The following is a 14,183-nucleotide window of genomic DNA, read 5'->3' as shown; positions in this document are numbered from 1 at the left end:
GTGTCCGGCCATCTTCGTGTCTCCGTCGCCGACCACCCCGCGGCGAGCTCGGGCTGCAGCAGGCCGGCGAGTGCCGGAAGGTGACCGTAGGGTTGCAGAGTGTCAGCTCCTGCAGGTTCCCCGGAATCCGCCCCTCGGCGCGTGCTGATCGCGGGTGCCGCCGGCGTCGGGAAGACGGCGGTTGCGCGCCAGGTGGAACGCAACGCGAACCTTCCGCACACTGAGATCGACGCCCTGTTCCATGGCCCGGGATGGACGGTGCAGCGCGGGTTCCTCGAGTCCGTCGACGCGTTCACCAGCGAGGAGCGCTGGGTCACGGAGTGGCAGTACGCGACTCAGCTCGGTGACCTGCTCACGAGCCGGGCCGACACGCTCGTGTTCCTCGACTACTCGGTCTGGACGCACATGTCGCGGCTCGTGCGGCGCACGCTCCGCAGAAGACTGCGGCGCGTCGAACTGTGGAACGGCAACATCGAGCCTCCCCTGCACACGATCCTCGTCGACCCGGAGCACATCGTCCGGTGGGGGTGGAAGGGGCGCGCCAAGATTCGCCGGAGAGTGGACGCGGCCGAGCGGGCCCGGCCGAACCTCCGCGTGATCCGTCTCCGGTCGCAGGCCGAGGCCGACGACTGGCTTCGGAGCCTGCGCCCGCATCGCTGACGTGACGAGCCCCGCGTGTTGCGATGCACGCCCCGTAGGCTCTGCCCATGGGAACGACGAACTACGCGAGCACGTTCATCCAGATCGCCGACGACTGCCCCGTCGACGAGGCTGAGGCGCCGCCCGAGTCGGCGAAGGGGCCGACCATCGCGAGCCTCCAGCACGCCCTCATCGCCGCGCACCCGTACGAGTACACGTCCGACGATGTGCTCTTCGAGACCTACGCCGTGCGCAACGCGGTACCGGCTGAGGAGCGGGACGCGGCCAGGGCCGCCTTCTTCGCCAAAGACCAGGCGTGCCTTCGCGCGTCTCCCCTCGGGAAGCGCTGGGGGTGGGGCATCCACTCCGACGATGAGGCGCGAGTCGCGCTCGTGCCGCTCGGCTCGGACGAGTACGAGGAGAAGGCGGGCGACGCGTCGCTCACGCAGCTCAAGGCGATGCGCTCGAAGCGCGCATGAGCGGCACGAACCGAAGCGGCGTGCTTGTCGTCGGGAGCGTCTCCGCCGACCTCACCGCCTTCTCCGCCCGGCCGCCGGAACCCGGCGAGACGCTGCGGGGCGACAGCTTCAGCCTGGCCCTCGGGGGGAAAGGGGCGAACCAGGCCGTCGCGGCCGCCCGCGCTGGCGCATCCACCTCGTTCATCGCGTGCGTCGGCGACGACACGTTCGGCACGATGGTCACGCGCGAGCTCGTCGACGCCGGCGTGGGTGTCGACAGGCTGCGGACGGTGTCAGGGGAGACGGGTATCGCGCACATCCGCGTGGATGCGAGCGGCGAGAACTCCATCGTCATCGTGCCGGGAGCGAACGACGCGCTCGATGAGGCGACCGTCGTGCAGGGCATCCGCGACTCCGCGGCCACGAGCTCGGTGCTGCTCACCCAGCTCGAGACTCCCGCGCGGCTGACCGCGAGCATCCTGCGCACGGCGCGGGATGCCGGGATCACGACGATCCTCGACCCGGCGCCCGCCGCACCTCTCGACGAGGAGGTGTGGCGCCTCGTCGACCTCGTCACCCCCAACGAAACGGAGGCGCGGATGCTCACGGGCATCGTCGTCGACTCGGAGGCGAGCGCCGTCGAGGCCGGACGGTGGTTCCTCGACCGCGGCGTCGGGGCGGTGCTCGTCACGCGCGGCGGGGACGGGACGACGCTCGTGACGCCCGAACGCGCGGAGACGTTCCCCGTGATCGAGGTCGACGCCGTCGATACGACGGCGGCCGGCGACGCCTTCGCCGGTGCGCTCGGGGCTGCGCTCGCTGGCGGGGGATCGCTGGAAGCGGCGATCCGGTTCGGGGCGGCCGCTGGTGCTCTCGCCGTCTCGAAGCGCGGGGCCTCGCCGAGCATCCCGACGGCCGCCGAGATCGAGGAGTTGCTCGCCAGCTGATGCGGCCAACTTGCGTGATGGATCGGCGCTCGCCGCGTTGAGAGTAGCGTCTTGGCCTCGTTGATCACGGAAGTTGGCCGCCGGGCGGCGCGCGCGGCAGGGTGTGGAGCGGAGCCCACCGGCTGCCGTCGAGCGCCCCGGCTGCGCAGTCGCTGTCCAACTTCAGTGCAATATCGGGCCGAGCGGCGCCAAAACAGCGCTTTCGGCCCGAAATCGCACTGAAGTTGGTCAGCGGACCCCTGCGCTTACGCGGACAGCGCCGCGCTTCGGTCCTGCACGTGCCACGGCGAACCGTAGCCGGCGGGCTCCGCCGAGCCGAGCAGCTCCAGGAACGGCTTCGCGTCGAACGCCTCGGGCGCGAGCACGCCGGCACCAGACCAGACGCCCGTCGCGAGCAGCTCGAGGGCGATGACCGGGTTGATAGCGGTCTGCCAGACGACGGCCTGCGAATTGTCCTTCGCCATCGTCTGCTCGTTGTCGGCCACGTGGTACAGGTACACCTGCTTCGGCTCGCCGTCCTTGCCCTTGCCGGTCACGAGGAGGCCCGCGCAGGTCTTGCCGCGCATCCGGTCGCCCAGCTTCGCTGGGTCCGGCAGCACCGCGGCGACGACATCGCGAGGCGACACCTGCTGGCCCTTGACGCTGACCGGGTCGGTGCTGTCGAGGCCGAGCATGTGCAGCGTCTTGAGCACGTCGATGAACTCCTGGCCGAGTCCGTACTTGAACGTGACGCGCTTCGCGTCGGTCCACCGCGGCATGAGGAGCACCTCCTCGTGCTCGACGTTGACGCACTCGACGGGGCCGATGCCCTCGGGGAAGTCGAACACCTCAGCTTCGCTGAAGGGCGGCGTCGTGTACCAGCCGCGCTCGCGCTCGAAGATGACGGGCGGGTTGAGGCATTCCTCGATGGTCGTCCAGATCGAGAAGGACGGGGCGAAGTCGTAGCCCTCGACGGTGAGGTTGGCGCCGTCGCGCACGCCGAGCTCGTCGATCTCCGAGAACAGCTCATCTTCCGCATAGCGGGCGAACACGTCCGAGAGGCCTGGCTCGACGCCGATGCCGCACAGCGCCAGGACGCCGCGCTCCTTCAGTGCCGCATCGTGCTCGAACTGCTCGTCGCCGAGCTTCACGCCGGTCTGCTCGTGCGGATGCTCGGGGTGCGGCTTCGAGAGGCTCATCGCCATGTCGAGATAGGTCGCGCCGGCACCGGTGACGCCGGTGAAGATGGGCATCACGAAGCGGGGGTCGACCGCGTTGAGGACGTGGGTGATGCCGTTGTCGCGCACGAGCGCCTCGACGGCGCCGGGGTCGGACGCATCCACCTGGGCCGCGCGGAATCGGTCGTCGCCGAGTTCGGCGACGAGATCCTGCGGGCGGGAGGGGTCGTAGTCGGCGATGAGGCAGGAGTCGAAGAAGCTGCGTCGCTTCGCGATGCGGGCAGCGGCTGCGCCGACGCCTCCGGCACCGATGATGAGGATATGCACGAAAGGCCTTTCTCTGATCACGTGCGGTGGATGTGCTGCCCGGTCCACGGTGTGAACCTTGCGGTTGGTAGGTCATGCGGTGCGGCTCGAGTGCCCAGCCGAGAGGCGGGACGCCCTGGCCGCGGGTCAGTCTTCCGGGGCGAGGATCGCCGAGTGGCGGTTGATGGTGCGCTTCTCGAAGTAGTCCTTCGAGCCGGGCATCGCGGCCCAGACGAACATGAGGATGAAGCCGATGACAAACGAGCCGATGCCGATGACGAACGCGCTGCCGAGGCCGAAGAAGGTCGTGTATCCGTATTCGGGGTTGGCCATGTCGATCGCCGACTGGAAGAACGCCCACACCATGAACACGCCGCCGAGCAGCGGGAACAGGAACCGGTAGAGGAAGTTGCGGGTCGACGTGAAGAGGCTCGTGCGGAAGTACCAGATGCAGGCGAAGCTCGCGATGCCGTAGAAGAACGCGATGGCGAGGCCGATCGAGAGGATCGAGTCCTGCAGCACGCTGTTCGACACGAAGCTCATGCCGACGTAGTAGACGATCGCGACGATGCCCATGAGGAGCGTCGAGAACGTCGGGGTCTTCGACTTCTCGCTCACCACGGCGAAGCGCTTCGGGAGCGCCTTGTACACGCCCATCGCGAAGGTGCCGCGGGCGGTGGGCAGGATCGTGGTCTGCGATGACGACAGCGAAGAGACGGCGACGGCGAGCACGAGGAACCAGCCCCACGGGCCCATCGCGAGGTCGGTGAGCACCGAGAAGACGTCGTCCGCGTTCTCCTCGTTGGCGAGGCCCGTGCCGGTCTCGCCGAGGCCGGCGTACATCATGACGACGATCGTGATGCCGACGTACGTGATGAGCAGCAGCACGGTCGAGAGCACGGCTGCGCGGCCCGGGGTCTTCTTCGGGTCCTTCGTCTCCTCGGTCAGGGCGAGGCAGGTGTCCCAGCCCCAGTAGATGAAGAGAGCGAGGATGATCGCCTGCACCATGCCGGTGCCGTCCGCGAGGAACGGGTTGAACCAGTCGATGCTGACGGGCGTCGGGTCGGGCGCCGTGCCGTTGAAGTAGCCGACGAGGCAGCCGACGACAAACGCCGCCATGGCCGCGTACTGGATGACGAGCAGGACGACCTGCATCTTCTCGCCCAGCTCGATGCCGCGCATGGAGATCCACGTCATGACGGCGATGATGACGGCGCCGAAGAGCGTCACGACGACCCGGTTCTCGGCGAGCGATCCGTCTCCGACGAGCAGCAGGATGTAGACGGAGGCGATCTCCGCGAGGTTCGCCATGACCAGGATCCCGGCGACCGCGAGGGCCCAGCCCGACATCCAGCCGGTGCGAGGGCCGAAGGCCTTGGCCGCCCAGGTGAAGACGGTGCCGCAGTCGTTGAGCTCGTTGTTGAGCTCGCGGTACGCGAAGGCCGTGAACATCATCGGGATGAACGCGAGGATGAACGCGATGGGAGCCTGCTCGCCGACGGCGATCACGACGAAGCCGAGGGTCGCGGCGAGGGAGAAGAGGGGCGCCGTCGAGGCGAGGCCGATGACGGTCGACCCCCAGATGCCGAGTCGTGCTGGGGCGAGCCCCTTGCCGATGGGCGTCTGGGTGGCGAGGGCCTCGGTAATGGGGCCAGGCTGTGCGTTGGTCATCGTTGTCTCCCGCATCAAAGGGCCTGCCGCGTTCGCGGAGTGAGCACGAACTTACCATTTGGTCGGTGATGCGCCGAGAGTTTTCCCGCATCCCGTCGTAACGGTTGTGTTTCCGCGCAGGCGCTGCAGTCGGCGTGAGCGAGGGACCCGACCCGCCCCGCAGGCTGCGCTGCTGCTGGCCCTAGGCGCGCAGCTGCGCGATCGCGTCCATGATCTCGGCTGTCGACTCCGCGTTGATGAACTTCTCGTTCTCCGAGCCCACGCTGAGCAGCGCGTTGTGGTTCATGCCGTCACCGACGAACAGCACGAGCCGAGCGACCGAGGCGTCGCCGATAGCCCGAACCAGGGCGTCGAACCAGCCCGCGCGGCACTGGCGGAGCACGTCGAGCGCGTCCTTGTCACCGGTCTGCGCGAGGCGGTACACCGCTTCCACGAGCCGTTCGAGGAGGCTGTCCCGATCCTGCGACGAGACGATGTAGTACGAGACGGCGTTGTCGAGGTCGGCGAGCATGTTGTCGGCGTCGACGCGTGCCTGCCCCCGCAGCTCTTCGAGGAGCGCATCCCCGAGCGCCTGCTTCGACGAGAAATGGTGCAGCACCCCGGCCTTGGAGAGCTTGCAGGTGGTGCCAACGGCCTCGAGAGTCGTCCCGCGCACGCCGGAGTCGACGAGCAGGTTCATATACGCGGTGAGGATCTTCTCCCGCTGACCGGAGACGGTGAGCATTCCGCCATGGTACCGAGGAAAGCGCCCGAGTTGAGTGCGGGTAGCGTGGGGTCATGACTGACGTTGACGTGCTCATCATCGGCGGCGGCGCGATGGGCCTGTCGACCGCGTGGCAGCTGGCGAGGCGCGGCAGGCGCGTGCGCCTGCTCGAGCAGTTCCAGCCCGGTCACCACATGGGCGCATCCCACGGGGCGACCCGCAACTTCAACACGTCGTACACGCAGCCGGATCTCGTCGCGATGCTGCACGAGTCTCGGGCGCTGTGGGGCGAGCTCGAGCTCGACTCGGGCCGCCAGATCCTCGACCTCGTTGGTCTCGTGAACCACGGACCGGGGGCGGCGAGCCCCGAGGTGCACGGCGCGATCTCCGCGAGCGGCGAACCGGCCGAGCTGCTCTCGACGCAGGATGCGGGCGAACGGTGGCCTGGCATCCGCTTCGACACCGAGGTGCTGCACCTCCCGAGGGCGGGACGCGTGCGGGCCGCGGATGCGCTCACGAGCATGGCCGAGCTGGCCGCTGCGAGCGGCGCGGAGCTGAGCTGGGGCATGCGAGCAGTGAACGTCGTCGAGCAGGCCGAACACGTGGTCGTCGAGGCGCACTCCTGGGGTGAGGAGGCAGAGCATCGCGGTCACGCGCGCGAGACGATCACGGCGAAGGTCGTCGTCTCTGCGGTGAACGCGTGGACCCGCACGCTGCTCGGCGGGGCCGTCGAGCTGCCGCGCCTGCGCGTCACGCAGGAGGCGCCCGTGCACTTCCGCGAGTTCAACGGGTACGTCGACTGGCCGAGCTTCAACCACCTGCCGGCGCTCGGGAGGCCCGGCTACGAGGGGTGGCTCTCGCCCGTGTATGGGATGCTCACCCCCGGCGAGGGGATCAAGGCGGGATGGCACGGGGTCGGGCCAGTCGTCGATCCGGACTCGCGGGACTTCCTGCCGGTGTCCGCGCAGCTCGACGGCATCAGGCAGTACGCGCGGGACTGGCTGCCCGGCGTCGACGCGGACAGCGCCGACCCGATCAGCTGCACCTACACGACGACCGACGACGCCAGGTTCGTGATCGACCGGGTCGGCCGCATCGTGGTGCTCGCTGGCTTCGCGGGGGAGGGGTTCAAGTTCGTTCCCTCGATCGGCCGCCTCGGGGCCGACCTCGCCGAGAACGGTGCCGGTGCAGCTCCCGAGCTGTTCTCGATCAGCCGACCGCGCTCGCTCGCCCCGCAGCCGCTCCGGTAGCGACCGTGCGCATCCGTCGCGGGGCGTCGGACCCGCAACCCGCAACCGTCTCCGGGTGGGTTTCGCGCCTGCGGATGCTCTGCAAGCCATCCGCAGGCGCGAAACCCATCCCGAAAGCGAGGGTCGTCGTGGCGTGAGCCGGACCGTCGGTCAGACCGTCGGCCATGCCGCGGGTGAAGCTGCTCAGGTGGCGCCGCCTACGCGGTGAGGGTGCGGAGCGTCTCGGCGAGCGTCGTCGTGGGGCGTCCGGACACTCGGGAGAGGTCGCCGGTGGTCAGGGCGAGCCCTCCGTCGCGGATGTTCGCGTCGAGGCCCGTGATGAAGCCGATGGTGCCTTCGTCGAGCCCGTTCGAGGTGAGGGCGGCCTTGTGCTCCTCCGTGGTGAGGGCGCGGTACTCGACGTCGCGGCCGATCGCGTCGGCGAGGGTCTTCGCGAACTCCTCGAAGTCCCAGGCCTTGTCGCCGGAGAACTCGTAGACCTTGCCTTCGTGGCCGTCTTCGAGCGCGATCGCGGCGATGCCGGCGGCGTAGTCGGCGCGGGAGGCGCTGGCGACGCGGCCCTTGCCTGCGCTGTTGACGATGACCCCCGTCGTCTCGCCCTGGGCGATGTCGGCGACGTAGTTCTCCGTGTACCAGCCGTTGCGCGCGATGGTGGAGGGAAGGCCGGATTCGCGGATGAGCGACTCGGTCGCGACGTGCTCAGGCGCGAGGATGAGGGCATCCGGGTCGCCGCCGAGGACGCTCGTGTAGACGATGCGGGCCGCGCCCTTGGCCTTCGCCGCGTCGATGACCGCTTCGTGCTGCGCGACGCGGGTGCCCACTTCACTGCTGGAGATGAGCACGACGGTGTCGCCTTCGTTGATGGCGGCGGTCGCGGTGTCGGGCTGCGAGTAGTCGATGGTGGCGGTGCGAACGCCCTTCGCTGCGAGCTGCGCGAGTCGCTCGGCGTTGCGGCCGCCGGCGACGATCTCGGTGGGGGTCGCGCCGCGCTCGAGGAGGCTGTCGATGACGAGGGTTCCGAGCTGTCCGGTCGCGCCGGTGATGACGATTGCCATGCTTGCTGTTCCTTCCGAGAAGTGGATGCTTGCAGCTACAACAACCGATGGGGTATCCGGCGTATTCCGAACGCGCTGGGAAGTCGACGGAGCAGATCACCCGGGCCTGAGTCTGTGCATCCGCTGGTCATCTGCCCCGAATCCTGGCGTGCCCTGAGGGCGGCCAATAGCCTCGAAACACTGCGTAACAGAGACGTTCGCAGGGTTGCACCGTCGTGTGCACCGCATGCAGAACCCGCTCAACTCAAAGGAGAGATCATGGCGAGTAACAGAGCCGTCGCGTACAAGGGGCCGAACGAGGTCGAGGTCATCGACATCCCGTATCCCGAGTTCGAGCTGAAGGATGGACCGGGCGTGAACCCGGCGAACGTGGGTCGCCAGGTGCGGCACGGGGCCATCCTGCGCACCGTGACGACGAACATCTGCGGGTCCGACCAGCACATGGTGCGCGGTCGCACGACCGCTCCGGTCGACCTCGTGCTCGGTCACGAGATCACGGGTGAGGTTATCGAGGTCGGCCCGGACGTCGAGTTCATCAAGGTCGGCGACATCGTGTCGGTTCCGTTCAACATCGCGTGCGGGCGGTGTCGCAACTGCAAGTCGGGCAAGACGGGCATCTGCCTCAACGTGAACCCGGACCGCCCCGGCAGCGCGTACGGCTACGTCGACATGGGCGGCTGGGTCGGCGGGCAGGCGGAGTACGTGCTGGTGCCGTACGCCGACTGGAACCTCCTGAAGTTCCCGGACCGTGACCAGGCACTCGAGAAGATCCTCGATCTGACGATGCTCTCCGACATCTTCCCGACGGGCTTCCACGGTGCCTACACCGCAGGGGTCGGCCCAGGGTCGACGGTCTACATCGCCGGCGCCGGTCCGGTGGGACTCGCTGCGGCAGTCAGCGCGCAGCTGCTCGGCGCCGCGTGCGTCATCGTCGGCGACCTCAACGAAGAGCGCCTCGCGCAGGCGCGGTCGTTCGGCTGCGAGACGGTGGATGTCTCGAAGGGCGACCCCGGTGAGCAGATCGAGCAGATCCTCGGCGTGCCGGAGGTCGAATGCGGTGTGGACGCTGTGGGCTTCGAGGCTCGCGGGCACGGTTCCGATGCGGGGCACGAGGCGCCGGCGACGGTGCTGAACTCGCTCATGACGGTGACGGAGGCTGGTGGTGCCCTCGGTATTCCCGGCCTGTATGTGACGGGTGACCCGGGCGGAGTGGACGAGGCGGCGAAGGTCGGCTCGCTGTCGATCCGGCTCGGCCTCGGCTGGGCCAAGTCGCTGTCGTTCACGACCGGACAGTGCCCGGTCATGAAGTACAACCGGCAGCTCATGCAGGCGATCCTCTTCGACAAGGTGAAGATCGCCGACGCCGTGCAGGCGACGCCGATCACGCTCGACGAGGCTCCGAAGGGCTACGCCGACTTCGATGCGGGCGCGCCGAAGAAGTACGTGCTCAACCCCAACGGCTACGTGAAGTAGCCCGGCGCGGGGGTACATCAGACCGCGACAGAGCGTGGAGGGCGGCGGGCCCCATGCTGCAGGGAGGACTGCAGCGTGGGGCCCGCCGTGTGCGTGGGGTTGCCAGCACACGAGATCGGTCAGATCGCCGTGTACCCGCCGTCGATGACGATCTGCTGCGCGGTGAGGTAGCTCGACGCGTCCGAGGCAAGGAAGCGAACGAGGCCGGTGAGGTCTGCGGGGGTGGCCATGCGGCCGAGCGGGATGCGGGAGACCCAGTCCTCGAGGAGTTCCGGCTCGCGGTCGATGATCTGCTGGGTGAGGTCGGTGAGGACGTAGCCGGGCGCGATCGAGTTGACGCGGATGCCTGCACTGGCCCATTCGACAGCCAGGGATTTTCCGAGATGGGCGACTGCTGCCTTCGACGAGTTGTAGGAGGCGGCCCACTGCGGCACGTTGACGATGGAGCCCGACATGGATGCGATGAGGACGGCGCTCCCCGGAAGCCCTGACTTCAGGAGACCCGCGCCGAAGGCCTGCGCGGAGAAGAACGTCCCCGTCAGGTTCACATCGATGACCTTCCGCCACTGGGCTGCGGTGACGTCGATCGAGTCGCCGTTGATCTCGATGCCGGCCGCTGTGAGGAGGATCTGCGGGGTGCCCAGCAGTTCCGTGATCTCCGCGAAGACGGCCGCTGTCGCGTCCTGATCGACGACATCGAGTCTCCGCCCGACGGCCTTGACACCGAACTCGTCTGCGAGCTGTGCTGCGGTGTCCTCGACGCTGTCGAGAAGATCGAGGAGCGCGACGTCGGCGCCGTTCTCGGCAAGTGAACGGGCGACGGTGAGCCCGATCCCTCGGCCGCCACCCGTGACGACTGCGGTCCTGCCTGCAAGTTCTCTGCTCATGTTCTGTCTCCTTCGTTGTGGTGGACGTGCTGGGGAGAGGCGAGTGCCTCGTCGAACCCCTGTCTGGTGGATGCGATGAACGTGCGAGCTGCGTCCGACCGGTCGTGCGCACCGAGCACGCCACTCGTCGATCCCGTGCCGTCCGCGCCGGCGGCCATGATGTGCCTGGCGATGGTGGGGGAGGCGACGCCTCCCGCGTGCATCATGAGAACTGCCCCGCCGGTGTCGCGGACCGCCGTATTCGCTTCGGGGATCCAGGAGCGGCTGACAGCACCCGAGGTCCCGATGAGTGCGGGCGGTTCGAAGAGGATCGCCGTCGGGTTCAGGAGCGACAAGCGAACGGCATCGCCGATCGTGCCAGCGCAGACGATGGTGAGCAGCCCAACCTCGTGAGCACGGGACACGGTTTCGGCGAGTGTTCCTGGGTCGAGTTGGCGGCTCTCGTGATTGAGCATGACGCCGTCGGCGCCCGCGTCGACGAGCGCCTCCGCGGTCGTGGAACCGAAGGTGGCGCCGATCGTGTCCGCGTCCATGGCCTGCGCGAAGACGAGCACGCCTGAATCGAGCTCTGCGGTTCGCGTGACGAGTGCGTTCGGGACGGTCAGGACGACGTCGACGTCGTGTTCGGCCCCCGCCGCTCCCGCTGCGACGGCCAGCGCCTCGATCTCGGTCTGACGCAGCAGGTTCTTCGGTCCGATCTCGAAGAACGGCGGAGTGAGGAGCCTGTTCATGCGTCGATCAGTGCCCGCAGGAAGCGGGCTGTCTCCGGCAGGCTCCGCTCCGGATCACCGTGAGTGGAGCATTCGAGATTCAGCGAGCCCGTGTATCCGATGTCTCGGAGGGCTCCGATGATCGAGGGCCAGTCGAGTGAGCCATGACCTGGAAGGAGTCGGTTGTTCTCCCCGAGGTGCACCTGCTTGACGTGGCCACCGCACTGACGCAGCGTCGCGGCGATGTCCGCTTCCTCGATCGACATGTGGAACGTGTCCGGGAGGAGGCCGGCGCTCGGATGGTCGATCATCTCGAGGAGGTGGATGTTGTCAGAGGCGCGGTTGAGGTACCGGCTCTCGTACCGGTTGAGCGGTTCGAGGAGCACGCGCCCGGCGGTCCCGTCAACGACGTCGAGCATCTGGGCGTAGAAGTTCAGGAAGCCCTCCTGCTGGCGGGAGTCGAGCTGCAGGAACGGGTCGAAGAGGGGCAAGGGATTCTGGGCGCCGTACTCGAACTCGATCTCGGTGACGAGGCCAAGCTCAGCGCAGACCGATGCCGCCTCTAGGTACATCCCTCGGCATCGGTCCCGGAGATCCGCGTCTGGGGACATGGCGTTGCCGTAGACGTCGTCGGTGAGCACGAACTCGACTGGACGTACCCCGGTTCGCGACTCGAGCTCGCCGAGCTCCGACCGGACGCCGTCGTTCCAATCGGCGAACGGCTGGAAGACCGCGATCGTGTCGTACCCCCAGGCCGAGAGGCGTTCCGCCTTCTCCGTGAGAGTCGCGCCGGGAACCATCGGCGACGAGCAGCACAGTTTCATCTTCACTCCATTTTTCTCGACCTCGTGTGAGGTGGTTTTCAGGTCGTCGTCTGCACGCTGGTGCAGGTGTCAGGTCGCGTAGAGGCGCTGCAGGGAGTCTTCGAACAGCGCGTAGCGCTCGGCACGGTTGACGAGTTCGGTCCTGGACCGCCCGTGAGACGGCTGGTAGCGCGCGGTCAGCGGTGGGTTGAGTTTCGCCGCGTCGTGGATGCTCGCGAGCTCTCCTGCCGCGACGAGGGCGAGCACCGCGGCGCCTCTGCAGGTCGCCTCCCGCTCGTTGGGGACGACGACGTCCACCTCGCAGACGTCCGCCTTGAGCTGGTTCCTGAAGGTCGATGCAGTGCCACCGCCGGTGGACACGATCTGCTGCGCACGCGCTCCAGTGAAAGAGTCGATGTTGCGTTTCAACAGGTGGGCGAGGCCTTCTTCGACCGCGTAGGCGAGGTCGAAGCGGTCATGGCTGAGAGAGATGCCCACGAAAGCTCCGCGAGCATCCGGAAGGTAATCGGGCGGATTCAGGCCTGTCAGGTAGGGCAGGAAGACGGGCACGCCCAACGCCGATCGGGAGGTGAGCTCGCGTTCGAGCTCTGCATGGGAGAGGTTCTGGAGACCTTCCCTTCTGAACCACTCGAGAACAACCCCTCCGCTGTCTGCGCCGTTGAAGAGGACGATGTCGTCGGGGTGGAGCCCGGTGTGGAACGAGATCCTGCGGCTGGGATCGAAGCGCCAGTCGCTCGCGAGCATCGAGAGCGAGAGCACCGTTCCGGCTGATTCGCTGATGGTGCCAGCCCGGTAGGAGCCGGTTCCTGCCATCGCACAGAAGTGGTCGAGCGCCCCCACGTTCACCCGATACGCGACAGCTTCCGGCAGCTGAGCGACGACATCCGGCATGACTGGGCCGACGTCGGAGCCGGCAGCGGCGACCTCCGGCAGCTGGTCCGAGGTGATGCCGCAGAACTCGAGCATCTCTGCCCAGTACTCGGATCGTCGGACATCCCACAGGTACGTGAAACCACGTGTCGAGACCTCGCCGACGCTGCGACCAGTGAAGCAGCGGATGAGATAGTCCTTCACCATCAGCACCTCGTGGGTTCCCGCCATCGTCTCCGGCTCGTGCGCTCGGAGCCAGCGCAGTTTGGCCGCGGGCCAGGCAGCTGACGCGAATGGCTGCCCGCTGGTCTCGAACGCGGCGTCAGCTGAGAACGACGCAGCCATGAGCTCGGCCTCGACACCGGCTCTGCTATCCAGCCAGGAGAGGGCTGGACGTACGGGACGACCGGAGGCATCCACGAGAACCAGCGACTCCGCCTGTCCCGTGAACGCGAGTACTGCGTCGTGCTCACGAGTCGTCACCGCCGCGCGCCGCGCGCAATCCGCCACGAGCGCCAGGATGGTCTGGAACAGCGCTTCGGCATCGAACTCGACGCGGTCGCCTGACCTTTCGTAGCTCACGGGCCCGGATGCGCTCGCAAGAACCGCGAGCCGCTCGTCATAGAGCACGACCTTGAGGTTGGTGGTGCCGACGTCGATGGCGTAGACGAGCATCGTCATTCACCCATGAACTGGAAGTGCACGACGCGTGTGCGCGGGCGCACACCGTCGAGATCGCCGAAGTAGATGCGTCCGAACCCACCGAGTACGGCCGCGCCATCGACGACGGGAATGACCTCGGAACGGCCGAGGATCGACGAGATGATGTGACCGTCGGTGTTGAGGCCCCATTCGGGCAGCTCATCCCGCAGCGCGGCGGCGTTCTCGATGTGGATTGGCCCCGGATGCAGGTACTGGCCCTCATGGCGAGTAGGGGGAGCGATCTTCGCGAGGACGTTGAGTGTGTCCTGCAGAATCAGCTGCGTGCCGTAATACGTCACGTCTTCGGACTCCTCCTGGAGGAAGACCGTGCAGCTCGTATGCGCCGTGTAGGCGGTGAGGAGTCCATTTCTGGCACCGAGCTCGGCGAGGAACGTCTGCGCCTCGTCGGTGATGTCGAAGAACTCCTGCCGCGCGGGTGTGTCGATCGAATGCGACCCGCTGTGAACGCCCATGTTCTGCTCCTCAAATGAAGTCGTGTGAGTGACTTCATCCTGATCTCGAATCTCTCCG

Annotated in this window: 14 protein-coding genes; 5 read left to right on the top strand and 9 right to left on the bottom strand. The window is 67.6% G+C overall.

What is annotated here, in order from left to right:
* The first annotated feature begins 99 nt into the window (after nt 1-99).
* From C5B99_RS15755 to rbsK, 3 genes are read left to right on the top strand one after another with little or no spacing between them, the layout of a single operon-like run.
* Entirely contained in the window at nt 100-660 is a 561-nt protein-coding gene (locus C5B99_RS15755) for an AAA family ATPase (RefSeq protein WP_104243796.1), read from the top strand.
* A gap of 47 nt (nt 661-707) precedes the next feature.
* Nucleotides 708-1,118, top strand: coding sequence for a DUF6157 family protein (locus tag C5B99_RS15750; RefSeq protein ID WP_104243794.1), 411 nt, complete (start codon nt 708-710; stop codon nt 1,116-1,118).
* The gene (gene rbsK / locus C5B99_RS15745) at nt 1,115-2,044 is read left to right on the top strand and encodes a ribokinase (protein ID WP_104243793.1); all 930 of its coding nucleotides are present in this window, start codon (nt 1,115-1,117) and stop codon (nt 2,042-2,044) included. The genes C5B99_RS15750 and rbsK overlap by 4 nt, the downstream gene beginning before the upstream one ends.
* 245 nt (nt 2,045-2,289) lie before the next feature.
* On the opposite strand, the gene C5B99_RS15740 is transcribed toward rbsK, so the two are convergent.
* The 3 genes from C5B99_RS15740 to C5B99_RS15730 all read right to left on the bottom strand — a co-directional run bounded on the left by C5B99_RS15740 (nt 2,290) and on the right by C5B99_RS15730 (nt 5,902).
* Nucleotides 2,290-3,528, bottom strand: a complete 1,239-nt coding sequence (locus C5B99_RS15740; protein WP_104243791.1) for a saccharopine dehydrogenase family protein — start codon at nt 3,526-3,528, stop codon at nt 2,290-2,292.
* 126 nt (nt 3,529-3,654) lie between these two features.
* Entirely contained in the window at nt 3,655-5,178 is a 1,524-nt protein-coding gene (locus tag C5B99_RS15735; RefSeq protein WP_104243789.1) for an APC family permease, read from the bottom strand.
* Between the two features lie 181 nt (nt 5,179-5,359).
* On the bottom strand, nt 5,360-5,902 hold the full coding sequence (locus tag C5B99_RS15730) for a TetR/AcrR family transcriptional regulator (protein ID WP_104243787.1): 543 nt from the start codon (nt 5,900-5,902) through the stop codon (nt 5,360-5,362).
* 53 nt (nt 5,903-5,955) lie between these two features.
* Between C5B99_RS15730 and C5B99_RS15725 the strand changes: the two genes are divergently transcribed.
* A complete protein-coding gene (locus tag C5B99_RS15725; RefSeq protein ID WP_104243785.1) occupies nt 5,956-7,131 on the top strand; it encodes an FAD-dependent oxidoreductase in 1,176 nt (391 codons plus the stop codon).
* A gap of 197 nt (nt 7,132-7,328) precedes the next feature.
* Here the strand turns inward: C5B99_RS15725 and C5B99_RS15720 are convergent, their stop codons facing one another.
* The gene (locus C5B99_RS15720; protein ID WP_104243783.1) at nt 7,329-8,186 is read right to left on the bottom strand and encodes an SDR family oxidoreductase; all 858 of its coding nucleotides are present in this window, start codon (nt 8,184-8,186) and stop codon (nt 7,329-7,331) included.
* A 258-nt stretch (nt 8,187-8,444) separates the two neighbouring features.
* Here C5B99_RS15720 and fdhA point away from each other — a divergent pair, with 258 nt between their 5' ends.
* Nucleotides 8,445-9,659, top strand: coding sequence for a formaldehyde dehydrogenase, glutathione-independent (fdhA, locus tag C5B99_RS15715; RefSeq protein WP_104243781.1), 1,215 nt, complete (start codon nt 8,445-8,447; stop codon nt 9,657-9,659).
* 119 nt (nt 9,660-9,778) lie between these two features.
* Here the strand turns inward: fdhA and C5B99_RS15710 are convergent, their stop codons facing one another.
* From C5B99_RS15710 to C5B99_RS15690, 5 genes are all read right to left on the bottom strand, one after another.
* Nucleotides 9,779-10,546 (bottom strand): SDR family oxidoreductase, encoded by a 768-nt coding sequence (locus C5B99_RS15710; protein ID WP_104243779.1) that lies wholly within the window; start codon nt 10,544-10,546, stop codon nt 9,779-9,781.
* Nucleotides 10,543-11,277 carry a triose-phosphate isomerase gene (locus C5B99_RS15705; protein ID WP_104243777.1) on the bottom strand — a complete coding sequence of 245 codons (735 nt, stop codon included), beginning with the start codon at nt 11,275-11,277 and terminating at the stop codon, nt 10,543-10,545. Before C5B99_RS15705 ends, C5B99_RS15710 begins: the two co-directional genes overlap by 4 nt.
* Entirely contained in the window at nt 11,274-12,080 is an 807-nt protein-coding gene (locus C5B99_RS15700) for a sugar phosphate isomerase/epimerase (RefSeq protein ID WP_104243775.1), read from the bottom strand. Before C5B99_RS15700 ends, C5B99_RS15705 begins: the two co-directional genes overlap by 4 nt.
* A 69-nt stretch (nt 12,081-12,149) precedes the next feature.
* On the bottom strand, nt 12,150-13,631 hold the full coding sequence (locus C5B99_RS15695) for an L-fuculokinase (RefSeq protein WP_104243773.1): 1,482 nt from the start codon (nt 13,629-13,631) through the stop codon (nt 12,150-12,152).
* Nucleotides 13,628-14,125 (bottom strand): YjbQ family protein, encoded by a 498-nt coding sequence (locus C5B99_RS15690; protein ID WP_104243771.1) that lies wholly within the window; start codon nt 14,123-14,125, stop codon nt 13,628-13,630. The genes C5B99_RS15695 and C5B99_RS15690 overlap by 4 nt, the downstream gene beginning before the upstream one ends.
* Between the last annotated feature and the right edge of the window lie 58 nt (nt 14,126-14,183).

Source organism: Pseudoclavibacter sp. Z016 (assembly GCF_002931215.1).
Lineage (GTDB): Bacteria > Actinomycetota > Actinomycetes > Actinomycetales > Microbacteriaceae > Pseudoclavibacter.
The sequence above is the reverse complement of the archived record's forward strand: the minus strand, read 5'-3'. Positions and strand labels throughout refer to the sequence as shown.